The organism is Niallia sp. FSL R7-0271, from assembly GCF_038005785.1.
Classification (GTDB): domain Bacteria; phylum Bacillota; class Bacilli; order Bacillales; family Cytobacillaceae; genus Niallia.
Genome location: NZ_JBBOTZ010000001.1, coordinates 1,087,741 through 1,112,587, shown reverse-complemented (window position 1 = coordinate 1,112,587; position 24,847 = coordinate 1,087,741). Strand labels below are relative to the sequence as shown.

Genomic DNA, 24,847 nt, shown 5'->3' with positions numbered 1-24,847 from the left:
TTAGTTCCTTGTCTCGAGTAGAGTTAACGTAAATTCACCTGTATTTCCTTTTTCATATAGATTGGTTATAGAGGTGGAATATTGCTGGATAGCAGCGTGAAATGCTAAATCTTTTTCTGCGACTGTAACATGGAATGCTCCTTTATAAAGAAGGGTAGTAATTTCATGATAATCGTCGCTTGCTACATCAAATATAATTTTGATTGAATGCAGATCATTTTGGATCTCTTCTGTATAGCTTTTTACTTGGATTATAGTATCATCCAGCTTGATTTGTTTTGCCATTTCTACCATTCCCTTCGTTTTTTCACAGAAGCAGGCTTCGCAACTCCTCTTCCGTAATGGAAGAGAGCACCGCTTCGTCTGTATTGATTATTTCATCGACTAAATGCCGTTTCTTTTCCTGCAGCTCATGTATTTTCTCTTCAATGGTTCCTTTTGCTAACAGCTTGATTACTTGGACGACGTTTTCCTGACCAATCCGGTGGGCGCGGTCAGCAGCCTGCTCCTCAACAGCAGGATTCCACCAAGTATCATAAAGGATGACTGTATCTGCTGTCATTAAATTGAGGCCTGTTCCACCTGCCTTCAGGCTGATTAAAAAATAATCTCTTTCGCCAGCGTTATAGCGGCGGCACAAGTCAACTCGCTCTTCAGAGGGAGTGTTTCCGTCCAGATAAAAGAACGGCAGACCTTCTATTGCGAGTTCTCTTCCAATCAATTCGAGCATTTTAGTAAACTGAGAAAAAATCAGTACTCTCCTGCCTGCCTGCTTTGACTCCTCTATGATTTGCATAAGCTGCTCCAGCTTGGACGATTTACCGTTATAGCCGTCGACAAATAAGGCAGGATGGCAGCAGATTTGTCTCAATCTCGTCAAACCTGCTAAAATTCGTATGCGATTTTTTCGAAGTGTTGCTTTATCTAGATGTTTAAGTGTATCATGGCGAAGTTTTGCTAAATATGCACCATAAAGCTTCTTCTGTTCTGGCAGCAAATCAACAGCTTCCTCCCATTCTTCCTTACCAGGGAGTTCCATTAAGACATCCTCTTTAAGACGGCGCAGCAAAAATGGCTTAATTCTCTGCGAGATTTGTTTTTTCGACAAATTCGCATACTCTTTCAATGTTCTGAACAGCTGCGGAAAAACAATATAATATAATGACCAAAGCTCTTCAAGTGAGTTTTCCACCGGAGTTCCTGTCAAGGCAAAGCGCTGGTCTGCACGAATTCGCTTCACTGTCTTTGCCGTCTGTGTCCCTGCATTCTTAAAGGCTTGTGCTTCATCAAAAAATGCCGTATGAAAGGCGATTGTTTCATACAAATGAATATCCTTGCGCAGCAGCGGATAAGAAGTGATCACAACATCAATGCCAGCAAGCTCTTTCAGCAGCTGCTTCCTGTCAGCAGCAGCGCCGTCAATCACAAGTGCTTGAATATCAGGAGCAAACTTCCCTATTTCCTGAAGCCAATTATATGTTAAGGATGATGGACAAACTACCAATACAGGCTGTGTTCTTTCTCTGATATTGGAAAGCTCTGAGGCGATAAATGTGATGCTTTGCAATGTTTTCCCAAGCCCCATATCATCTGCCAATATTCCTCCAAACCCATATTTAGCAAGGGTTTTCATCCATTTAAATCCTGTTTTCTGATATTCTTTCAAGACTTGCTGCAGCTTGGCAGGCACTTCAATGTCTGTTTTTTCTGGCTGACGGATTGTTTGCATAAGCTCTTTCATCGATTTGTCCAGCTCGATAATGCCCTGCTCTCCATCTGAAAATAACGGCAAACCTTCTGTAACGGGAAGTTCAAAAATATCAACTTCCTCCTTCAGCTCTAGCTCTGGAAACTTTAAAAAATGCTGGATTTGTTCGAATTCTCTAGTCTGTAAAGACAAGAGTGATCCGCTTCTCAACCGGTAGTATTTTCGTTTTTCTTCAAGTGCAGACAGCAGCTCTTTAATTTCTCTTTCTGGTACGCCATCCATTTCAAACTTAAATTCCAGCCAATTAATGCGGTCTTTTTTTATTTTCACTCTGAATTTCGGGAAGCTGTTGCCTTTAAAGATTCGGTTGCGCACTGCTGTTGTTGCATATATTTGCACCATTTTCTTCAACTCTGGGAGAGTATTATATAAGAATTCATACTCTAGCTCTTCATTATAAAGAATATAGCCGCTGTCAGTTTGTGCAAACGAGCTGTTTTTCATGATTTTAAGGATCTCATTTTCCTTTTCTTCTTCCCTGACAAAAAAGCCTTTTGCAGGTATATCCCTGTTTTCAACAGGATTAAGCATTACAGGCCCATAGTGAAACTCCAGGCTTGCTAACAGCCGGTTGTTGACACGGTCCAAATACAGCTTTGCTTCAAGCGGCGTCCGCACAAATTGGCTGCTTATATTCACCTTGCCGAGTTTTCTTAAATTAGGCGCTACCTTTTCAAGAAAAAATTCCGCCTGGTTCGGGCGGATTGGAATTTGATTTGTGCCAGTCTGCTCCAGCATGCCTTTTAATTCGGACAGCCTTTGCATATCCTGGCTGTCTAATTCATATATTATTCCGTTTGCTACTACCGAATCATATAAGGGCAGTAATTCTATATGGTTCATTCCTGCTATAGCAAGCTTATGGGAACCTGAGTTTTCATGCTCGAATGAGAATGTTAACGGCAGCTGGTTGTTGGAAAGGCGGAAATCAGAAAATAACTCGCCTCTATGCTGTAATTGTACATATGGTGCCTTCGAAAGCAGGCGGCGAACAGTAGGCCAGGAAGAAGGCGATAAGTACAACAGCTGTCTTTCTTCTCCTGCAATTCCGGCACCGCTTGCTGTCTGATTGACTTTTTCATCCTCACCGATTGCAAACAGCCCGCTTAACACATCATCGGCTTCCTTCAAAAAGCATTGTGTAGCTGGATTATAGGAAATTTCTCCATCTGTATAAGGGGTTCCTACTTTCCATGCCTGTAAAAACGCATAAATATCCGGCAAGGCTGTGCCATTTATGGTCATTTCAACTGCAAAGGTTTTTCTTTTCCCGTGAGACTCCGTTACATGACAAATAAACTCAGCCTTCTGAATATCTCGATTCTCAAAATGGCGCTGATGAGCGCTCTTTCTTGCAGGCGCACCATCAAAAATGGACAAAAGCTCCATTGCGAGCATTTCACCACCCTGCACCACTTGCGGAGCAGTTTTTTTCAGCTGCTGCTCATAAACAGCAAGCAAAACAGCGGCCACATGCTGACAGTCCTTTTGAAAGGACGCCAGTTTGGGGCAAGAGCATTCTGCCTCCAATTTCCCTGCAGCATCTGCTTTTATACTCACCATAAAATCATCTGCTCCATGTACAATCGCTTTGCATGTATGTGAATGAAAGAGTTGAAATGTGACTTTTTTATTTCTCACAAAAGAATCCCCTCGCTTGAAGGAGACATTGCCACACATTTCTTTTATGATGTTTTTCGTAAGCTTTACATTCATTTGGCTTTCTCCTTCTTCAAGTTTAGGGTAACTTATATATTATATTTTTTATTCTAACACTGTAGAGATATAGGCAACAAACATTGTGCACCACCAAAAATAACCATCAGCTACATACTAGAACATGCCTTTTAAAATTGCCTTTTTTAGCAATGCAGCGGTCGACAATTGTAAATCCTGCTTGAAGAATTGCATCGTCTACTTCTTCAATTGATACGATAACAGCCTTTTTCGCAAATCGTCTTGCACTCTTAAGCATAGACAGCTTCTCTTCATATGGAAGAACAGAACAAAGATTATAAGGCATATCAATAATAGCGGCATCATACTTTCCTGTCACATCCTTGATATCCTGTAACAGAACCTCTCCGTTCAGTTGGAAATGAGCAATATTTTCTCGTGCCTTGCCTGTAACAAGTGGATTTATATCACTGCCAACTATATCGATACCCATTGACAATGCTTCGATGAGCACCGTTCCGATACCACAGCAAGGATCAATTGCCTTAGTTCCTGAAGGATGTGGTACGGCAATATTGACAACAGCTCTTGCCAATCTTGTGCTTAACGCTGTTGAATATTGATTCGGCTTGCCTTGATGTGCAAGCCAAACGGATGTGCTTTCCTGATAATCGCCAAATATCCAGCGGCCATTGCCAAACATAATGGCATATATTTTGTCAGGGTTATGCAGATTCACATTACCTTTAATACAAGCGCCTGCGACTCTTTCCATTCTTTTTCTCTCGGTAAAGGGAATATTTCCAGTTCCTTTAATAAACACAACTTTATAGGAGTCTTCCTCCAGTCCGATTTTCTGAACATCTGTCAGCAGCTCTTCAAAGCTTTCGTTTGCTGCTTTAATATCGATTCTTCCCTTGATAAACGGGCTCCTGCTTGGATCAATTTCGAGTGTGCTTTCCACGAAATTCGTAATATTTTCTGCTGAAAAAAGCGAGCGCATCTCCAGCTGGCAAACATCTGCCTCATCCTCGTGATAAGAAATCGTGTATATAAATTCTTGTGTTTTCAATTAATAACCCTCATTTTACGTTTTATGTTGCTATTATAATGGACTTAGAGATGTATTACTATTAAACAGCTGCTTTAAACTTCTTTCTGACTGCCAACAAAAAAACGCTTCCGTAAAGGAAGCGTCTTGTTTTCTATCATACTCAGACAGACAGCATTTTCGTCACACTTGACTGGATTGCTTCTGCGAGCTTCTCTGGGGCTGTTAAATAAAGAAGCCCATTCCCTTCCAGTTTTGGAGAGAATCCTAGTGGAACAGTCCGTTTGATGAGCTGTGCATACAGCTCCGGTTCTGTCAGAGGTCTGTCAAATTCATCCGTTGCAATTGCCTTAATTAGGGCAAGTCCGCCGCTTACATGAGGTGCTGCCATAGATGTACCGCTAAGTCTGGCATATTGGCCGCCTGGATATGTGGACAGAATATTTTCTCCAGGTGCAGCAAGGTCCACTTCTCTGTTAGAGTTGGAGAATTCGGAGGAGTTTCTTGTAAAATCGACAGAACCAACACTAATTACTTCATTATATGCTGCAGGGTATGCCAGCTCTTCAGTCGTCTCACGTCCATCTCCTTCATTACCAGCCGCACAAACGACCAAAATTTGGTTGTCAACCGCCCTTTTCACAGCATCATGAAGTGCTTGGACATCATCCGGTCCTCCTAAACTCATGGAAATAATATCAACATTTTGTTCAATTGCATAATGAATTCCGTTAGTAATCCAATCATATTGCCCTGAACCTTGTCCATTAAGAACCTTTACGATTAAAAGAGACACTTGTGGTGCAGCACCTGCCACTCCATCGTTGTTTTCCACTGCTCCAATTGTTCCGGCTACATGTGTGCCATGTCCATTATAATCACTATAAATATCTGGATTTGAATTATCATCGTCTGTAAAGTTATAGCCGCCGATAATACGTTCCTGCAAATCAGGATGTGTCGTATCACAGCCTGTATCAAGGATTGCAACCTTAATACCCTTTCCTTTTGATTTGTTCCATAATGCAGGTGCTTGAATTTGCTGAATTCCTGTCGGCACCTCATTCGCCATTTGTACCACTTGCTCCACTTTGTAAGGTATTACCTTCACTTCTGGTCTCATAATATGATCCCTCCTGTAGGATTAGTAGTTTACACCAAATAGTTTAACAATTTAGTATATTCATAAAAAGTGCCTTTCGACTCATATAAGAACACATGTTTCGCGAAAATATACGGATGCTGTTATCCTCCCCTACTAGAAATGAATCACCAAAAACCCAACAATTACTAGGAACAGCAAGGCTTTTGGAGGGGAATGCAGTAAAAAATTTCCGGATGAAAGATAAGGCTTTATGGCTGCTATTAAATTTATTAATCATTATATCTATACAAGTTACTTAAATTAGATTATCATCTAATTAGATATCAATCTAATTAGAAGGTGATCAATCATGTCTATTCTGTCGCAAGAAAAGGAATATCAGAAGTTGTTTTTTTCTGGCCTTATCAATGGCATCGGAGACAGATTCAGTCAAGTAGCTTCTCTGTCGCTTCTTTTACAATTGTCTGCATCGGGTATGTCTGTAGGCATAACACTGGCTTTGCGCATGCTGCCATTCTTACTGTTTGGGCCACTTAGCAGTATGGTTGCTGCTAAATGGTCTCGAAAAAAAGTTTTGCTTTATACAGACATAATCCGGGCTTTCATTGCCATATCCTTTCTATTTGTAAACAGCAAAGAAGATATATGGATTATTTATGTTGCCTCGTTTCTTTTGGCCAGCGGTGAAGCCCTCTATGCGCCTGTGCGGAAGGCAAGCATTCCAGCACTAATAAATGGGGAAAGTATGAAAGCAGTAAACGGGTGGGAACAAGTCCAGTTGGGCTTCGTCCTTGTTATCGGCGCATTTTCCGGCGGAATCATCTCCCTGCTATTTGGCCAAAAAGCTGCCTTTTTTGTCAATATCTTATCCTTCTTGACTGCAGCAGCATTTATAAGCAGAATTGCAAAAATAGATGATGCTGTTCGGCATACAGCTCATCAGCCAGCAACGAAGGAGAAAGGTAATCAGCTTATAGCCGTAATTTTCTCTTCCTCCTTATTTATCATGCTGTTAAGTGCTGATATTTTTGTACCTTTAGCTAACGGGATAGAAAATGTCCTTATAAGCATCTATGCGATAGACACCTTTCCTGCTGCAGATCTAGGAGTAGGCATTCTATACAGCGTCTTGGGAGTTGGCTTTATTATCAGCCCCTTTTTCACTCGATTAATTAAGGGAAACTTCTTATTGTTTGCTTATCTCGCGATGATCATTGAGGGAATTATTCTGTTGATTGTAAGCCAGATGAACTCGTTTGCAATGATTGCCGTCCTGTTTGGGATATTGACGGTTTTTGGAGGTGTCGGAAATGCATTGCTTGATACAGTTGTGATGAAAACCATGCCGCAAAAGCACCAAGGAAGTTATTTTGCCTTATCTGCCACAATCGGCAATACAAGCTTAGGTTTATCCATGTTCGTTACAGGTCTGCTGCTTGAAGTATTTGAACCGCGAGCATTAGGTGCGGCCAATGGGCTTTTATATATTTTCTTCGGGGGAATGTATTTGTTGTGGGCAAGCCAAATATATCGGCAGAAAAGCCCTGCATAAAAAAAATGTATCCTGTTAACAGGATACATTTTTTAGTGAATGACAACTGGGTCTTCAAATGACCGTACACAGTTTCTGCCGTTATTTTTCGCTGTATATAGTGCCATATCGGCTTCATCCATAAGGGAGGCGATAAGCTTGCTGTTTTTTTGGTCGTTAGCAGCAGCACTTGCAACACCGAAGCTTGTCGTCACCTTGATTTCTTTTCCATCTACATCGACGTGTGTTCTTTCGATTTCTCTGCGAATTGCTTCGGCAATAACAATTGCTTCCTGCATGAAAGCATCAGGCAGACAGATGATAAATTCCTCACCGCCATACCGGCCAATAATATCAGATCTTCTCATATGCTTTTTAGCCAGTTTAACCACTTGCTTTAGGATGGTATCTCCTGCTTTATGACCAAAAGTATCATTTACTTTTTTAAAATAGTCCACATCAAACATGATGATGCTCAAGCTTTTCAAATACCCCTTATCGAGCAGCTCTTCCGTTTTTTGCAGAAAGAAGGTTCTGTTATAAGCCTCTGTTAACCCATCTATGCTTGCGATTGCTTTCAGCTGGTCTTGCAGATGTATTCTATCTGTCACATCTACAAATGTGATGATTTGACCGAGATGCTTACTTCTGTGCAACACTGGGGTGAATTTAATTTGATAATGAATATCTCCATAAGCAGTTTCCTGTTTATAATCGCGCTTTTCTCCTTTAGAGATAATACCTAACAGCGTTTGACTGTCCTTGAGGATATCGTTAATCGATTTGCCAATGGCACGGCTGATTTTCGGCACCATCTGCTGCATAATTGGATTAAAATCTACAATTATGTTGTTATGGTTTAAAACTAAAACCCCTTCCTCCATACTGTCAAACACCTTTTCTCTAGCAATTGGTGCAACGCTGAACATCTGCAAGGATATAATGGCGGCACCATGGAAAATAAAAGAGATGCTCATTGATATTGGTCCTAAATCAATGCCATTTGGACTTAAACCAGTTAAATACAAAACACTCCCTAGCACAGGCACAAACAGTCCTGCAGTCATCGTGGCTATCTGCCACTTAAAGCGGCTTGCTCTGCCCTTTCTAAATTGCGCAAGCAAGAGGACAATGCTCCCTAACACACAGGCATACAGGAAAAAGGAATGAAAATAGAACCATGGTCCTCCTTCTAAGCTCAAAACAGGGAAAGGTCCAGATGTGTCCATACTCATCGATTTATAGTAAAAATGGTGAAAATCATTTGTATAGTGAACAAGTATTGTCAGCAGTGGCAGACCGAAAAAAAAGTAATACAAATGCCGGTTCCACTTTACTCCGACATACTCCATGCACATAAATAATGTAAAGACAGGGATGAAGGGCAAAACTAAATATTCTAGTCGCAGCCAGATTTTTGCATGCTCTAGTAATTGACTGTTCAGTTCAAAAACATAAAAGAACGTAAACAGCGAGCAACAAAAAGTCCCTAAAATATAGAAGATGCCCCCAGGAGCATGGCGTATATTAAAAAAGGCGTAAATGCATAGCAAAGCGCTCAATAACCCACCGCAAATATCAATAAAGGAAAAAAGGAATAGTTCATTTGACATTTTAAGTTTTCTTCTCCATCTTTTCTAAAGATTGGTGCAACAGCCTTTTGGTTCCTTATGGCGATGCATTCCTTTCTCCATTATATTCTATATCCCGGCAATAAGGATAGAAAAAAAGGACCGCTTCTGTTTTGTGACAAAAGCGGTCTTATCATTGGTACAGCAGCTTTTCTTAGCTGAAAGAAAAACCGTTCCAACAATTGTATTTATTTACCTAATTACACAGTGAACTTGCGGATCAGCTCTTGCAGTTCCTCTGACATGTTTGCAAGTGATTTAGCTGAAGCTGTAACTTCCTCAAGGACAGCAATTTGCTGTTCTGTGCTTGCTGCAACACTTTCTGATGCAGAAGTGTTTTCTTTAGCGATATTTGCTAAGTTAAATGAAGTCGCAGTGACGGACTGTATTTCTCCATTAACACCTTTAACGATATGAGAGACTTCGTCCATTTTTGGTGCCATATTTTTGATTCCTTCAATAATGGCATTAAACTTGACGATTGCTTCTTGTGAAACCTCGATTCCTGTTTCAACACTTTCAGCAGCCTGCTTCATTTTATCAACAGTCTGTTCTGTACTTGTCTGAATATCTTTAATCAAACCAGTAATCTGTTTAGCAGATGTTTGCGACTGTTCTGCAAGCTTTCTTACTTCCTCAGCCACGACAGCAAATCCCTTGCCTTGCTCTCCAGCCCTTGCTGCTTCAATTGCGGCATTAAGTGCAAGCAGGTTTGTCTGTTCAGCGATTCCGCTGATTACATTGCTTATTTCATTTATTTCCTTAGAGCGATCGTTTAATGATTTTATCATTTGATCTGATTCGCTCACATGGTTATAAATAGTGGTCATTTGGTCCACTGTTTTTTTGACAGACTCTCCGCCCTCTATTGCATGATCTGCTGTCAATCTTGCTTCCTTATTGACCATTTCCACATTATTATAAATTGTATTTATGCCTTGTCCTACCTTTTCAATAGCTGCTGCTGTTTTTTCCATGCCAGTAGTCTGCACCTCTGCACCACTTGCAATCTGTTGAATAGAGGAGGCAACATGAACAGTTGCTGTTTTTGTTTCTTCTGAAGCTGCTGACAGCTCTTCGGCTGCTGCTGCCACCTGCTCTGTATTTGAATCTACTTGTGAAATCAGCCCCCGCAGTGATTCCTTCATATCGGAAAATGCTGTGCCAAGCTCGCCAATTTCGTCATGTGAAGACACTTCAATCGGCGCTGTTAAGTCTCCCTTGCTGATAACCTGTGCACTATTCTTCAGCTTCTGAAGCGGGCGGATGATTGAACGTGTAACAAGAATTGCAACAGCAATGCCAACTAGGATAGCAAAAATCTGAATAATTAACGATGACTTTACAATAGATGCTGATGCATTATCCACTTCACTTTTATACATCGTCCCGGCAATTTTCCAGCCAGTTAATTTGTTCGTTGTAAATGCCATGCTTTTCAGCTCACCATCAAGCTCATAGTTTTGATGTCCTGATTCACTTTCATACAGTGCAGACATGAAGCTGTCTTTTGCCTCAGAGCCGGACTCTTTCGTTGGGTGATAAATATATTGTTTTCCCCTCCCAAGGATAAAGCCATAGCCTTCTTTACCGATTGTCACTTTTTGAGCAACTTCTTTTATCGAATCAACCTTTAAATTTATGCCAAGGATACCAGATCCATCAGCAAGCTTTTTGGAGATGGTAACAACCATTTCTCCGGAAGCTGATAAGTAAGCATCAGAAATCACTGTTTCTGTTGTTGGGTCTGCATTCTTATACCAATCTCTTTCCCTTGGGTCATAACCGTCCGGAAGCTTTTTAACTGGGTATTGAATCATCTCTCCATTCGCCGTGCCTACATAGATGCTGGCAGTCTCGGGATGGAGGGATGCATATTCATCAAGCCGTTTGCGTAAATCTGAATTCTCTTTTACGCTGTTTTTATTTACCGCAATGTTTTCAGCAAAAAATTCAGCATCTTTCACCTTTGGCTCTACTGTACTGTCTATATATTCGTTTAACAAGTTTACACTCGCCTCTGATGCATACGAGATTTGGTCTGAAATCGCCTTGTTTGCACTGAAATAGGAAACTGCTCCTATTGTTAGTACAGGTATAATGACTAACAGCAAAAAGGTGATTAATAGCTTCTTTTGAATCGTCATTTTCATCTTCTTTATTCTCTTTAAATTCCCCATGATGTCTCCTGCCCTTATCTTTTTATATCTTTCTACCCCCTATATCGACAAGTAATTTGGTAAATATATAAGAAAATATTCCTATTTCTTTTATTAAGTCTCTGGTAATCATTCATTCTTTGAGAACTCGGATAAAATCCCTATCATTGCATACCTTTTAGAAAGGCTATATAATCAGATGGATTTCATCATCTCCTCATCTTTAGGAGAGAACTAACAATAAAAGGAGCGCTGAAATTGAGTCACGCAATTATTAACGAGGCAAGTCAAAAAAGGAATTATCCCTTTATAACATTTATTCTATTTTGGTGCGGACTTACCTTGTTAACAAGTATGTACATTACCATTCCCTTAACCTCCGTCTTCTCAGAGGAATTCCACATTACTTTAGACCAGACATCCTGGATAGGCAGTTCGTTTTCTTTATGTTATGCTCTTGGCTGCTTACTGTATGGACCTATCTCCGATAAATATGGACGAAAGGTTCTTATGGTAGTCAGCATCAGTGTATTAACTGTTATTACATTTATGATTGGCTTTGTCCATTCCTATCATGCGCTCGTGGTTTTAAGGGCAATACAAGGACTTGTTGCTGCTGCATTTGCACCCATTTCCCTTGTTTATGCAGGCGAAATGTTTCCACCTAATAAAAGGGTCACAGTCGTTGGCTTTATCAGTACTGGATTATTGATGGCCGGCATCATCGGGCAGCTTTTTAGCGGCATTATTAATGAACTGCTCGGGTGGAATGCAATCTTTTTTATTTTAGGTGTTGTTTATCTGTTTTCTGCCGTGCTTGTCATTATAGCTCTGCCGAAAGAGGAGCAGGAAAAATCAACCGAGCATATTTGGAGCAAGTTTAAGCAGATAAAAAAGCTGTTTTATCAGCCACAGCTCCTGCTTTGCTTCTCGGTTACGTTCATGCTGTTATTTACATTAGTTGGTATGTACACTATTTTGGGCAGCTATTTATCCTCTCCGAAATTCGGTTTATCTAGTGACCAGATTTTGTATGTAAGAGCAGTTGGAATTATTGGGATGCTTATTGCTTTTTTTGTCGGATCCATTTCCAAGCGGTTTGGGGCATTGAACGTCATGAGAGCTGGCCTTGGCCTTTCCGCTGCTGGATTATTCTTGTTAGGTTTTTGCACCTCTCTGCCTGCAGTTGTCATTATGAGTGTTTTGTTTGTGACCGGAATTGCAGTAGTTTCACCTGTCATTATATCTTTAATCAGCCAAAAAGCAGGCAATGCGCGAGGAACAGCTATCTCATTTAATGCGTTCATTCTGTTTCTTGGAGCAAGTGCTGGTCCAATCGTATCTGTACAGCTGTTAAAAACAGGAATGCTGACAATGTCTTTCATCATTCTTAGTGTGTTTTTATTGATTGGTCTTGGGGTATCCTTCTTCCTTCGATCAGCAGCACCAGCACAAAGCAAATAATAACAAACAAGGAGACAGGAGCATCCTGTCTCCTTGTTTGTTATTATTTCTCCCTGCGTTTTCTTAAGAACAAAGTTCGCTTTCACTGCGCCGATTTTTTCCTTCCTTGCATTATAAACAGGCGCTTCTATATACTTAGACAGCTGTTTAAAAATTTGCTCATTACCTACCCCTAACTGCCTGAGCACTTCCATTGTGGCAACACTGACAGCTCTTGTCCCTCCATCTTCCACTTTAACAGCAATGCCGATTCCCTCCATCGTTAAACCAAGACATTGAACTGCTTCTGCTCCTGCCTTTGAAACAATCTGATTTCCAAATGCTTTCATTAAATCTGTATCAAACCGTTTCGTTCCGCCAACCATTTCCGGATAATTTATCATCCCATCCCTTATTCTTTCAAGAGCGCCTTCTCTTTTGTTTGAAGCATCAGGTTTGGCAAGCCTCGCATAACCAAGTGCTGTATGTAGTAAAGGCAGTTGATGGACAGGCACCCCGCATCCGTCCACACTGATTCTGATTTGCTCTTTTGGATAGGAGCATACTGCTTCGATTGCCTCAAGAATCCGCTGCTGAACAGGGTGGGTAATCTCGCGGTAGGATGCAATGTCTTCGTTCATATGGACCGCTGTTGCCAGCATGCCAGAATGTTTGCCAGAGCAGTTGCTGTAAACTGGTGTAACATCTTTGCCTGCTGTTAGTAATTTTTTATAGCTCGCCATATCCCAAGGTGTATGTGTCCCACATTGGAGGGCATCTTCCTTCAAACCAAGCTTGTCTAAAATATCAAGGACAGTGTGGCGATGATAGCTCTCACCGCTGTGTGAAGCACAGCTTAGTGCAAGTGCAGAACCATCATAAGCAAAGCGGTCTGCTGCACCAGTTTCTATAAGGGGAATAGCCTGGAACGGTTTCATGGATGACCGTGGAAATGTCAATCTGTTCGGATCTCCATAGGAGTAAATCAATTCTCCATCTCTATTGACAACAGCTATATGAATATCATGTGTGCTTTCAATATATGTGCCTCTATATACTAAAATCGGTGCTTCCACCTTCCATACGCCTCCATTCTCTAATGCCTGTGTATAGTCATTTTAATACAAGCTCACTCTTTTGTGTCGAAATATTATAAAAATTCTTCTTTGCTCTCTAATTTATTGGTACGAATAATATTTTTATATGTTGAAACACTAAAAAAGCCATAATTAAATGGCAGAACCATATTCAGGAGGGATTTTCTTGGCGATACTTGTAACCATTATCTATACAATTATCAGGCTGCGAACGAGATTAGATTATTTATTAAATCATTCTGCCTATAAGCTGAACGGCTTTTTGAAGCTGTTTGCGGTTCCAAGTGTTTAAAGATACTTCTTTGCCTGAAATATAAAAAAAGCCTTGTCAAACTAGTCGTATAGACTAGCAAGACAGGCTTTTTTTATGAAATTATGATAAGCTTCTATCTTTTATTTGCTTGCCTACAGCATCGATAAATTGCATGAGCGATTGCTCCTTTATGTCCCTGCTGCCAAACTTGCGGACATTTACAGTTCCTGCTTGCGCTTCTTGGTCACCTAATACAAGAATATAAGGAATCTTTTGCAGCTGGGCATCTCGGATTTTATAGCCTAGCTTCTCTTCCCGCTGATCTAATTCAACACAAATACCAGCTTGCTTCAAGGCGGATTGAACTTGTAAACAGTAGTCCAGATGTACATGTGAAACGGGAATGATTTTCACTTGGAGTGGTGCAAGCCAAACTGGAAAAGCTCCTTTGAAATGTTCAATTAGAATGCCAAAGAATCGGTCCAGACTTCCATAAACTGCCCTGTGAATAACAACTGGCCGAACCTTTTCATTGTTTTCATTTATATAGACAAGATCAAACTTTTCCGGCATTTGAAAATCAAGCTGAATTGTCGCACACTGATGACTTCTGTTTAATGCATCTTTAATATGAAAATCAATCTTCGGTCCATAAAATGCTCCATCGCCTTCATTTACCACATAGTTGATGTTTAAATTATCCAGCACTTGTTCAAGGGCATGCTCTGACGCTTCCCAAAGGCTGTCATCTCCTAAAGAATCCTCCGGTCTTGTTGACAACTCCACACTATAATCAAATCCAAATGTGCTGTATACTTTATCAATCAGCGCAATTATGTCTTTGATTTCTGTTTGAATTTGATCCTCCCGTACAAAAATATGGGCATCATCTTGGCAAAATGTACGGACTCGAAGCATCCCGTTCAAGGCGCCACTGTATTCATGGCGATGAACTTGGCCGAACTCAGCTAGCCTGATTGGCAAATCTCTGTATGAATATAAATTATTTTTGTAAACAAGCATATGACCAGGACAATTCATCGGTTTCAGTGCAAAGGATTGATTGTCGACATCAGAGAAATACATATTATCTTTATAATGATCCCAGTGTCCTGATTGTTCCCATAGTCTTTGATTCATCATAAAAGGAGTGCGTACTTCCTCATAGTCCGATTCCTGCTGCAATTCTCTTGAGAATTTTTCCAGCTCATTGCGAATCCGCTGCCCTTTAGGCAAATAAAACGGCATGCCTGGAGCTTCTTCAGAAAACATAAATAAGCCTAGCTGCTTCCCTAATTTACGATGATCCCGATTCGCTGCCTCTTTTAAAAAGTGCATATAATCCGCTAAGTCCTGTTTATGAGCAAATGCTGTTCCATATACACGCTGAAGGGCTTCATTCTGACTATCTCCCTTCCAGTAGGCTCCAGAAACATTTGTTAACGCAAAAAACTTCAACATCCCTGTTTGCGGAAGATGAGGACCACGGCATAGATCCATAAATTCTCCTTGCTTATAAATGGAAATGATTTCATCGCTTGGTATTGCACTCAATAATTCTAACTTGTAGGATTCCTTCCTTTGGCGCCAAATTTTTTCTGCCTCATCAATGGAAACTTCGATACGCTCAATCGGCAAATCTTCATCGATTATTTTCCTCATTTCTGCTTCGATAGCTGACAAGTCACCAAGTGATAACGGTACCTCGCTTTTCACATCATAATAAAAACCATTTTCAATGACTGGACCTGTTGCTAACTCGACAGATGGATATAATCTTTTCAATGCCTGTGCCATAATATGTGCAGCAGTATGGCGCAAAACTCCTAGCCCTTCGATAGAATCAACAGTGATAATCGAAAGCTCGGCATCTTCCTCCAGTCGAGTAGCTAAATCTAGCAGCTGACCATTTATTTTTGCCGCTGCTGCTTTTTTGCACAAACTTAAGCTAATACTTTCTGCAATCTCCCCTGCTGTAGCTCCTTTTTTATATTCCTTCCATTTCCCATCCGGAAATTTCACTCTGATACATTGATTCTTCATCAGTCAATCAACTCCTATTAAAAATTTGTATAAAAAAAACACACTCATCCCTCTAACAAGGGACGAGTGCGTTTTATACCCGTGGTTCCACCCAATTTTCCGCAAAAATTTTGCGGCTTATTGTGCTTTAACGCAGCTAACGGTACCTTTTCTAAGGCACTGCTCCAAGGCGGTAAATCATTTTCCTAAGCCAGGAAGTTTCCAGCTTGCACTTCCCTCTCTGTAGACCGTAAAAATAATTCATGTCCTTTTCATCACTTTTTTATATAAAAAAATAAGCACACTCATCCCTCTAACAAGGGACGAGCGTGCTTATACCCGTGGTTCCACCCAATTTCCCGCAAAAACTTTGCGGCTTATTGTGCTTTAACGCAGCTAACGGTACCTTTTCTAAGGCACTGCTCCAAGGCGGTAAATCATTTTCCTAAGCCAGGAAGTTTCCAGCTTGCACTTCCCTCTCTGTAGACCGTAAAAATAATTCATGTCCTTTTCATCACTTTTTTATATAAAAAAATAAGCACACTACATCCCTCTAGCAAGGGACGAGCGTGCTTATACCCGTGGTTCCACCCAATTTCCCGCAAAAACTTTGCGGCTTATTGTGCTTTAACGCAGCATTGACGGCATTGGATACTATATTTCCCCAACACAGCTCAAAGGTGGTAAGATGTTAAAATCTGTTAGGAAGATTCCAGCTTGCACTTCCCTCTCTGTCAACTTTTTTAAACAACTCATGTCCTTATCTTCGCTTTAATAATTATTTAACATATTACCGTATATTCCCAAACGTTGCAATATCTATTTTATTTTTTCCAGCCCATTTTTTTTAATGACCAATATTTATTTCCATTTCATTCACATACACTGCTGTTCCTGTAACTTCTATGCCAAGTCCGTTATCTCCCTCTGACACCGTTACTAACACTGTGCCTGCACGGTTCATTTCCAAACCTTGCTCTATTATTAAATGCAATGGCTTTTTAGCCTGCTCTTTAATATAAGAAGCATAATAAGCACCCATCACTCCAGAGGCGGTGCCTGTGACAGGATCTTCCACTGTTCTAGAAAATGGCGAAGAAAAATGGCGGGCATGCATATCAGCGCCTTCCAGTTCTGTTTCGAGGCAAAAAGGATGCAAGGATGCCTTTGGATTCTCTGTCAAAATATTCGGGAACAATTGATTGTCCGGCTTCATCTTCTTAAACGCAGATAAGCTCCTGATAGGGATAAGCAGTGTCCATATTCCTGTACTGCCGTACATAATTGGCAGCTCTTCCGATAAATCATCTTCTTTTAAACCAATTGCCAAGGCTAGCTCTTTCTGGGAACCTCGAAATTCCATAAACTTTGGCTGTGCTTGCTTCATCGTTATGTACATTCTTCCTGAATTATCTACCTTTAGTTTAATCGGTAGTATGCCAGCTTTGGTTTCTATTGTTAACTCCTCTTTCGGAGGCAATAATCTCTGTTCGTAAAGGCCGTATAAACAGGCGATCGTCCCATGTCCGCATAAATCCATTTCATGGCCTGGTGTGAAGTAATTTATCTTCAGGTCTGCTTTGTCAGAGCTGGCAATAAATGCTGTTTCATTAAATCCAACCTTAAAGGCAATCTCTTGCATTTCCGACTTACTGCATAAATCTCCTGTGAAAACCACTCCAGCAGGATTGCCTTTGTCCGGCATGGTGCTGAATGCATCATAATGAAAAACTTTAACTGATTTCACGCTGCTCATCCCCTTTGCAATAGATTTAATCCTCTTCAAATACCTTCACTGTTTCATACTGAAAACTGACATATTCATAATTTTGCTTTTTATACATTTCCCTTGGTGTATCCTCACCATCTGCAAGCAGTATAACCGTCTTTTCGGGAAAGGACTTCATCACAAATTGCTGGAGATGTGCCGCGATTTGTTTTCGTTGAAATTCCGGCAGCACAAACAAACCATCAATCTCGACTGTTTGTTCTTTCAGGATTGCTACTAATCCGCCAGCAGGCACTCCATTATAATAAGCGATAACCTGCCCAAAAGCAGAATCCTTAAAGTGACTCCGATTATTTTCCTGCTTCATTGACGCAAACGCACTCCCGAAGACAAGGTCTTGCTGATAGTTTAATGTTAAAAAATCCTCAAGCTGATTTGCTCCGACATGAGCAATTTCTATTTCTTTTTGCATCTCATATCCTGGAAAATCTCGCGGATTTATTTTATACAACTCCGTAAATCCAGTGTCATAGCCTTCACTAGAAAGATTAGTTAATAATGAATCATCTAGCTTTTCATTCGGCGGAAACACAAACTTTACATGTTTTTGCCCTCTTGCAACATGATATTCCTGTAGATATTTTTCTGTATCGCTGAATTCCTTCTTATTTGGCATTTCCTTAAATGCAATAAAATTACTGTCATAACGACTGAGCATCTTCGGATCATGATAATGGCGAAACCTAGCAGTATCAAAAACTACTTCTCCTTCTTTATGTATGTCCATATATGTTATTTCCTTCAAACTTCTGCACCTACCTCTAATATTCGCGCGATAAAATTATACAAATTCTGTAAAAAAATTAATATTTAAAATGCTATGTGTAATAATAAGAAACAGCGGCATTATGACAAGTTACTGTTTTTTCTATATACCAATTACCAATATACAAATAGGAAGCAGGCTGATCCTAAATTGAATAAAGTAACATTGGAAAGATTGTTATGGTCGATTGCTTTTCCTGGCTTTGGCCAGCTGTTAAATCACAAAATCTTAAAATCACTGCTTTTTATTTTGATGGAAATGGTCATTAACCGCCAATCCAATTTTAATCTTGCGATCATTTCCAGCTTCAATGGTCATTTTGATAAAGCAACGGAATATATTCACTTTCAATGGCTTATGTTTTATCCATGTCTGTATTTTTTTGCCATGTGGGATGCTGTAAGAGATACATATAAGGAAGGTTCTACTCCACCTTACGCCTTTCTTCCCTACGTATCATGTACGATTTTTGTAACCATCGGGCTGATTTATTCACAGAGATGGACCTTATTCGGCATCTTGATTGGACCGATATTTATGCCGATTCTCTGTGTCATACCCGGTTTAGCAGTTGGACTTGCTGCAAAAGCATGGCTGCTAAAAAACAGAAGCAATCATTAGGAAGAATGCTGCTGTCCAAGCTAAGCTGCATTCTTTTTTATTGAAAACTCCTGTAAGTTATTTCCTTACTGCTTTAGTTTATCATAAAATTAGCAATTATTACTCTATTAAAACATAAGAATAACCCTGTTAAAAATATAACAGGGCACAAGCTCACTATTATTTTGTTACATGTTGCTCTGTACTCGCTCTAGTATGACCCCAATACTTTCCACTCCAGCTGTTGACCTGGTTGAATATGTGACAGTAGCTCGAGATCCTCCTCGATAACCTGACCAATGACATTAACCCGTTCATCTGCAGGAAGATTTCGTAAGGCAATTTGAACTTCCCCTCGGTAGCGCCCATATAAGTCATTGTCCATTGTAATCATTCCCCGAAGCCGCTCCCCTGTATATTCAGGAGCTGCAGATTCATCATTCCTTGTATCCATTAAGCGCAGCACATCGCGGGCAAAATCGGGACGGATGCGATAAATACCCCCTTGGAGAACGGAGGAATATATACGAAGTGGGAGGATGCGATCTGAATGAAATTTCATCAGCTTCGCTAAAAGTTCCTTACCTGATGCTGGATCTCCTATATACACATCATCTATTCCCACCTTCAACAGCTCAACTGCTGCTATAAAGGGATCTATATCACGATGGCTTTCCAGCGTTGGAAGCCCTTCAAAGATGGGGCCTCTTTTTTCCCCTACTCCTGGTATGAAGGCACATACTGGAATATTATATTGTTTAAATAAAGCGGTTTGCTTCTTGAAGAAGTTTTCATCTAAGCCAGTTTCACGGCGAGGATAAAAATTATGCCAAGCAATCAGCCTTTCACTCTCTAGTCCATTTGCAAGCAAACTTTTAAGCTCTATCCTTGAAATTGTACTTGCATTAAGGGCAATGTGGAATTGCTTTGACAGCTTAATAATCCTATGCGAATCAAAGTCGTCAAGTCGAATTCCTGCTATGCCAAGATCCCTCAATTGTTCTAAATTTGCTATTCCTAAATGGCTGGGGGTTTTCAGAGACACATCTGCATAAACCTCGACTCCATTAGCTTTGGCTGTTGCAAGCAGTTTTTTTACCTTGCTAGCAAGATGCCCCTGTTCCTCAGGAAGATGCAATGAGGTGAATGCCTTTTTAACTCCTTGCATACTTGCTTCTATTAATCGTTGTTCAGCGAGAGGATCATTTAAATAAAAGGAAATCCCAATCATTCGAATTCACTCGCCATTTCATCCTTAAATCCAAATAAAAATGTGAAAGCAAACCCTGCTGCATAAGCAATGATTAACCCGGCCAAGTATAGTAAAATCTGTTCGGCATGAACTAGAAAGGAAAGCGGTAATCCGGAAACGCCGACAGCAATGGTAGCAACTTTAAAATAAGCTTGAAATGCGCCGCCTATTCCTGCTCCAAGGCAAGCTGTCAAAAATGGCCTGCCAAGGGGAAGTGTCACCCCGAAAATCAACGGCTCCCCGATACCGAGCAAACCGGACGGCAAGGAACCGCCAATCGCTCGTTTTAAGCGTGTTTTTTTCGTTTTTAAATAGATGGCAAATGCTGCACCTACCTGGCCTGCTCCGCCCATTGCTAAAATCGGCAGCAGAGGATCATCCCCAATTGCATTTATTAGTTCAAGATGAACAGGAGTTAACCCTTGGTGCAAGCCTGTTACAACTAACGGCAAAAATGCAGCTCCTAACACAAAGCCGGCTACAACTCCGCCCATATCCAAAACAGCGAGCAAGCCTTTTGTAATTCCATCTGAGATAATGCCCCCGATTGGCATGAACACGAGATAGGTGATAATTCCTGTTATTAATAAAGCTACTGTTGGAGTTATGATAATATCAAAGGACTGCGGCACAAAGCGGCGGACATGTTTTTCGACAATGGCAATGAAGATGGCTGCAAACAAAACACCAATTAATCCGCCCCGTCCAGGCAGCAGTTCTTCTCCAAAAAGAGTTATTCCAGCGACAGACGGATTAATGATTAAAATGCCGGCAACTCCCCCTAATGCAGGTGAACCGCCAAATTCCTTCGCTGCATTTATGCCGACTAAAATGCCTAGATAGGTAAATAAGCCGCCTCCGATCACTGTTAATATCAGCGCAAATTGCGACTCTGCCGCAAGCCAGCCGCCTTGTACAACAGCTTTCGTAATTCCTGTAATTAATCCTGATGCTACAAGGGCGGGGATTAGCGGAATGAAAATATTGGCGATTTTTCGTAAGAACAGTTTGACAGGAGTAGCGTTTTTCGCTTTTAACTCTGACTTTTTCTGTGCTGCTAGCTCTTCTAGATTTACTTCGCTTGATGAGGATAGAAGCCCTCCAAATGCTTCAGTAACCTTATTAACTTTCCCAGGTCCTATAATGATTTGCAGTGTCTCATCCTCAACCAGCCCTAATACACCAGCGATTTTTTTTATTGCTTCTTTATCTACAACAGCAAAATTAACAGGCGTTACACGCAGGCGAGTCATACAGTGTGTATAAGCTGCTATATTAGCAGGACCGCCCAGCTGTTCTAAGATTTTTTGCGCTAAAACATGATTTTCCCCGGACATTTTAGTTCCCCCTCTTTATTCTCATTTGAAACAACTAAAAATGAAACCGCTTTAATTTTCTCGTATAAGAAGACAGCCTTGTTGCCGTCTCAATATTATTCACTCGGTAGCGTAGTTGTGCTATTCTTCCTTGCCACCTGCTAAGTTAACCGCTTTTCTTACATAACCGCCCGCTGTGCCGAGAAGTTCCTTCGCTTCTTTGTATTCTTTATTCGTTTTTAGCATCACAATTGCCGTTTTCACTTCGTTTTGGGCGTTTTCCAGTGCCTCTTTAGCATGATCATAGCTTGCCCCTGTAGTTTTACAGATGATGTTGATTGCTCTTTCTTTTAATTTATAATTGCTCACATGCACATCTACCATTAAGTTTTCATAGGCTTTCCCAAGCTGAATCATTGTAGCTGTTGAAATCATATTCAATATCATCTTTTGTGCGGTTGCTGCTTTTAGTCTTGTCGAACCAGTGAGCACTTCCGGCCCTACGACCACTTCTATACTGTGGTCAGCAGCCTCGCTGATAACGGACTGATTATTGCATGAGAGCGCGATTGCTTTCGCTCCAACACTTCGCGCAAACAAGAGCGCACCTGTTACATATGGAGTACGTCCGCTCGCAGCAATTCCAATCACTGTATCATAGGCTGTTAAGCTAATATCTTTTAAATCTTGTGCTCCAAGCTCCTCTTTGTCCTCTGCTCCTTCAACAGCAGTGACAAATGCCTTTTCCCCTCCGGCTATTATCCCTTGAACTAACCCTGGGGCAGTACTGAAAGTCGGCGGGCATTCGACTGCATCCAAAACACCAAGTCGACCACTTGTGCCGGCCCCAATATAAATAAGGCGGCCGCCATTCTTAATAGACTCACAGGCAAATTGAACAGCCTTTTCAACATCTGGAAGCACTTGCTGTACTGCGAGGGCAACCTTTTGATCCTCTTCGTTCATAAGCTTCAAGATATCTATCGTCTTTGCTGTGTCTATATGCATTGTTTGATCATTTCGAGATTCTGTAGTTAGTAACTTGAGCTTCTGATCCATACGTTAGTCCTCCATTCTTGGTTACCATTTTATTATAGGATTATTGAAACTTAATTTCAATAATTAATTTATTTTTATAAAACATTAGTTCAATTTATGTCATAAAAAAAAGAAACTAGCATAGATGGCTAGTTTCTTATGTTCATTTGGAAAGTACCGTACAGCTAAATGAAGCATATGTTCGATTTTTATCGCACTTAAACGAAGAGATGAAGATTCTAAATTTTCATACTATTATTATAAAATAAATCAAAATATAAGTCTATATTTAATTTTTTTATTATTTTAGGATAAATATACCGGCCGGAAACTAAATAAAAGGAAAAGGTAATGAAATGAACATAACTGTATGGAATGCCAATTTAAAAATACGGCTTTTTGGAGAAGCTCTTTTCAACTTATTGTACTGGATGTATTTTCCCTTTATCGCTGTTTACTTCAGCAGCGCACTTGGCAGTCAGTTAGCAGGGTTGCTTATGACAGTTCCTCCCCTTACAGCAATTGCATTCAGCATGATTGGCGGTGATTTAGCCGACCGTTTTGGGAGAAAGCCTGTAATGCTTACAGGGTGCTGCTTAAAAGCGCTCATGTTTGCTGTTTTTGCCTTATCCTCCTCCCACTGGCTAGACTATCTTTGTTTTATTGGCATCGGAATCGGCGGGGCAATTTATAGTCCTGCAAGTGATGCCATGGTAGCGGATTTGACTACACAGAAGAATAGGCGTCAAGTATTTGCTGTCTTTATCACAGCTAACAATATTGGAGCTGTATTAGGACCTGCAATCGGGGCAACCCTTTTTTTCCAGTACAGAACAGAATTACTATGGGCCTGTATGCTCATTATGGCCATCTACAGTGTTGCCATCTTTTATGCCATAAAAGAAACTGTGCCGGCAGCTGCAAATAGTCATCAAGGTTCTCGAGGTATTTGGAATACATTCCTTAACCAGTGGAAAGCATACAGGACCTTACTCTCTGACAAAGTATTTGTGCTTTATATTGCAGCAGGAGTTTTTGCGATTATAGCTATTATGCAGCTTGATCTTTATTTAGCAATTTATGTGACAGAGTTTGTGCACCTCCAAACGGTGTTGTCAGTCAATGACTGGTCCTTTACACTGTCTGGCACAGAAGCCTTCGGCTGGATGCTCGGCTTAAACGGGCTGATGTTTGTCCTCTTTGTTCTTCCATCTGCCAAATGGCTTAAAGATTGGAAAGACCGCGATATTTTTATGCTTTCCTCTTTTTTAGCAGGCATTGGAATGTTCGCCGTCGGGCTGACAACAAATATTTGGCTTTTAATGCTGTTTACCGTTATCTTTACCTTCGGAGAAATTATTCGCTCTCCTGTGATGAATAATTTTGTGAGTGAATATGCACCCCAAGAATCGCGCGGCTTATATATGGGAGCCTCTAAATTGCAATTTACCATTGGCAGGTTCTTAGCTCCCTTTGCTGTAATTGTTGCAGACTGGATGATGCCTATCCTTGTGTTCGGTTTAATCTTTCTCTCAGCACTTGTTAGTGTGTTCCTTTACTTCTATGTATTCAAGCTCATATCGAAAAAGCTGCCCGCTTAAAGCAACAAAAAGGGAGGCATATCCATGCCTCCCTTAAAAATTACCTATTAAACTAGTTCAGGCAGCTCCATTTCCAGCACAGCTGCTGTGTGAACATGGCGGAAATATTTACTGTTTCCTCTGCTGTCTCCTTGCAAATATCCATAAAAGAATCCTGATACCCATGCTGCATAATTGAAGCTAAGCTGGTCTGCTCTGCTGAAATTCTTCACCAGCTTCCACCACTGCTCCATTAATTGCATCACGTCAGGAGAATGTGTTTTTCGAAGGATTACACTGCTTTCAATCAAGCCGTTATGTTTAGGGTAATACTCCTCTTTATATTTCGCCAGCTGATCCCTGATAATTTCTTCATTGTCGCACCCTTGCTTTATACACTCGTTCGCTTCCTCATAAATGCAGTCACTTAGTGGATGCTTAAAGGTATACAGCGGTCTGTCGCCTAGCAGAAAGTACTGCTCAATCAGCTCATCGATATCTCCAGTTATCTCCATACTCCCATCTACCCAAATACTGAATTCATATTCAGGCAAAAAGAAATGCGGCATGATTTTAACCTGCCGGCACTGCCTTTCAATATCCAAGTCGCTTGGAGGAAGAGGCCTTATTTGCCATGTAGATGAAATAAGTGCTGGATCATCTGTAAAGCATATATAGTCACACTGATTAGATTTAATTGCCGGCTCCTTTAATTCGTCATCGCCTTTCGTTATCGCTGTATAGATTACCACCCTTTTTTTCATTTGCC

General features: G+C 40.7%; 18 protein-coding genes, 1 pseudogene and 3 other annotated features. Of the genes and pseudogenes, 5 read left to right on the top strand and 14 right to left on the bottom strand.

Annotated elements, in window-relative coordinates; translation table 11 throughout:
• From MKX82_RS05675 to MKX82_RS05660, 4 genes are all read right to left on the bottom strand, one after another.
• Positions 1-285 carry a DUF3219 family protein gene (locus MKX82_RS05675; protein WP_233317866.1) on the bottom strand — a complete coding sequence of 95 codons (285 nt, stop codon included), beginning with the start codon at positions 283-285 and terminating at the stop codon, positions 1-3.
• A 22-nt stretch (positions 286-307) separates the two neighbouring features.
• Positions 308-3,484 (bottom strand): DEAD/DEAH box helicase, encoded by a 3,177-nt coding sequence (locus tag MKX82_RS05670; protein ID WP_341075627.1) that lies wholly within the window; start codon positions 3,482-3,484, stop codon positions 308-310.
• A gap of 106 nt (positions 3,485-3,590) precedes the next feature.
• Positions 3,591-4,517, bottom strand: a complete 927-nt coding sequence (locus tag MKX82_RS05665) for a TRM11 family SAM-dependent methyltransferase (protein ID WP_251644653.1) — start codon at positions 4,515-4,517, stop codon at positions 3,591-3,593.
• A gap of 142 nt (positions 4,518-4,659) precedes the next feature.
• Positions 4,660-5,619 carry a S8 family peptidase gene (locus MKX82_RS05660; protein WP_233317871.1) on the bottom strand — a complete coding sequence of 320 codons (960 nt, stop codon included), beginning with the start codon at positions 5,617-5,619 and terminating at the stop codon, positions 4,660-4,662.
• Between the two features lie 331 nt (positions 5,620-5,950).
• Here MKX82_RS05660 and MKX82_RS05655 point away from each other — a divergent pair, with 331 nt between their 5' ends.
• The gene (locus MKX82_RS05655; RefSeq protein WP_341075616.1) at positions 5,951-7,153 is read left to right on the top strand and encodes an MFS transporter; all 1,203 of its coding nucleotides are present in this window, start codon (positions 5,951-5,953) and stop codon (positions 7,151-7,153) included.
• 32 nt (positions 7,154-7,185) lie between these two features.
• Here MKX82_RS05655 and MKX82_RS05650 read toward each other — a convergent pair whose 3' ends face one another.
• Positions 7,186-8,745 carry a histidine kinase N-terminal 7TM domain-containing diguanylate cyclase gene (locus MKX82_RS05650; RefSeq protein ID WP_341075614.1) on the bottom strand — a complete coding sequence of 520 codons (1,560 nt, stop codon included), beginning with the start codon at positions 8,743-8,745 and terminating at the stop codon, positions 7,186-7,188.
• A gap of 218 nt (positions 8,746-8,963) precedes the next feature.
• Positions 8,964-10,943 (bottom strand): methyl-accepting chemotaxis protein, encoded by a 1,980-nt coding sequence (locus tag MKX82_RS05645; protein WP_341075612.1) that lies wholly within the window; start codon positions 10,941-10,943, stop codon positions 8,964-8,966.
• 333 nt (positions 10,944-11,276) lie between these two features.
• On the opposite strand from MKX82_RS05645, the gene MKX82_RS30400 reads away from it, so the two are divergent.
• Positions 11,277-12,386: an MFS transporter gene (locus MKX82_RS30400; RefSeq protein WP_445738839.1), complete on the top strand. Its 1,110-nt coding sequence runs from the start codon at positions 11,277-11,279 to the stop codon at positions 12,384-12,386.
• Between the two features lie 92 nt (positions 12,387-12,478).
• Here MKX82_RS30400 and MKX82_RS30395 read toward each other — a convergent pair.
• A pseudogene (locus tag MKX82_RS30395) lies at positions 12,479-13,441 on the bottom strand (asparaginase); the annotation flags it as partial.
• A gap of 187 nt (positions 13,442-13,628) precedes the next feature.
• Here MKX82_RS30395 and MKX82_RS05635 point away from each other — a divergent pair.
• Positions 13,629-13,754, top strand: coding sequence for a hypothetical protein (locus tag MKX82_RS05635; protein WP_267913469.1), 126 nt, complete (start codon positions 13,629-13,631; stop codon positions 13,752-13,754).
• Positions 13,755-13,835: 81 nt separating this feature from the next.
• Here MKX82_RS05635 and thrS read toward each other — a convergent pair whose 3' ends face one another.
• The 3 genes from thrS to MKX82_RS05620 form a co-directional block, all read right to left on the bottom strand.
• Positions 13,836-15,758 carry a threonine--tRNA ligase gene (gene thrS, locus MKX82_RS05630; RefSeq protein WP_341075604.1) on the bottom strand — a complete coding sequence of 641 codons (1,923 nt, stop codon included), beginning with the start codon at positions 15,756-15,758 and terminating at the stop codon, positions 13,836-13,838.
• Between the two features lie 55 nt (positions 15,759-15,813).
• Positions 15,814-16,022 (bottom strand) — a binding site (T-box leader).
• Positions 16,023-16,053: 31 nt separating this feature from the next.
• Positions 16,054-16,261: a binding site (T-box leader), on the bottom strand.
• A gap of 32 nt (positions 16,262-16,293) precedes the next feature.
• Positions 16,294-16,513: a binding site (T-box leader), on the bottom strand.
• Between the two features lie 71 nt (positions 16,514-16,584).
• Positions 16,585-17,484 (bottom strand): PhzF family phenazine biosynthesis isomerase, encoded by a 900-nt coding sequence (locus MKX82_RS05625; RefSeq protein ID WP_341075601.1) that lies wholly within the window; start codon positions 17,482-17,484, stop codon positions 16,585-16,587.
• Positions 17,485-17,509: 25 nt separating this feature from the next.
• The gene (locus MKX82_RS05620; protein ID WP_341075598.1) at positions 17,510-18,253 is read right to left on the bottom strand and encodes a GNAT family N-acetyltransferase; all 744 of its coding nucleotides are present in this window, start codon (positions 18,251-18,253) and stop codon (positions 17,510-17,512) included.
• Positions 18,254-18,442: 189 nt separating this feature from the next.
• Here MKX82_RS05620 and MKX82_RS05615 point away from each other — a divergent pair, with 189 nt between their 5' ends.
• Positions 18,443-18,913 carry a hypothetical protein gene (locus MKX82_RS05615; protein WP_233317086.1) on the top strand — a complete coding sequence of 157 codons (471 nt, stop codon included), beginning with the start codon at positions 18,443-18,445 and terminating at the stop codon, positions 18,911-18,913.
• A gap of 190 nt (positions 18,914-19,103) precedes the next feature.
• On the opposite strand, the gene MKX82_RS05610 is transcribed toward MKX82_RS05615, so the two are convergent.
• From MKX82_RS05610 to murQ, 3 genes are all read right to left on the bottom strand, one after another.
• On the bottom strand, positions 19,104-20,123 hold the full coding sequence (locus MKX82_RS05610) for a MupG family TIM beta-alpha barrel fold protein (RefSeq protein WP_237941082.1): 1,020 nt from the start codon (positions 20,121-20,123) through the stop codon (positions 19,104-19,106).
• Entirely contained in the window at positions 20,120-21,481 is a 1,362-nt protein-coding gene (locus MKX82_RS05605; protein ID WP_341075595.1) for a PTS transporter subunit EIIC, read from the bottom strand. The genes MKX82_RS05610 and MKX82_RS05605 overlap by 4 nt, the downstream gene beginning before the upstream one ends.
• 120 nt (positions 21,482-21,601) lie before the next feature.
• Complete coding sequence (gene murQ, locus MKX82_RS05600; protein WP_233317089.1) at positions 21,602-22,519, bottom strand: N-acetylmuramic acid 6-phosphate etherase; 918 nt, start codon at positions 22,517-22,519, stop codon at positions 21,602-21,604.
• 335 nt (positions 22,520-22,854) lie between these two features.
• On the opposite strand from murQ, the gene MKX82_RS05595 reads away from it, so the two are divergent.
• Entirely contained in the window at positions 22,855-24,099 is a 1,245-nt protein-coding gene (locus tag MKX82_RS05595; RefSeq protein ID WP_233317090.1) for an MDR family MFS transporter, read from the top strand.
• A gap of 47 nt (positions 24,100-24,146) precedes the next feature.
• Here the strand turns inward: MKX82_RS05595 and MKX82_RS05590 are convergent, their stop codons facing one another.
• Complete coding sequence (locus MKX82_RS05590) at positions 24,147-24,842, bottom strand: glycosyltransferase domain-containing protein (RefSeq protein WP_237941077.1); 696 nt, start codon at positions 24,840-24,842, stop codon at positions 24,147-24,149.
• Between the last annotated feature and the right edge of the window lie 5 nt (positions 24,843-24,847).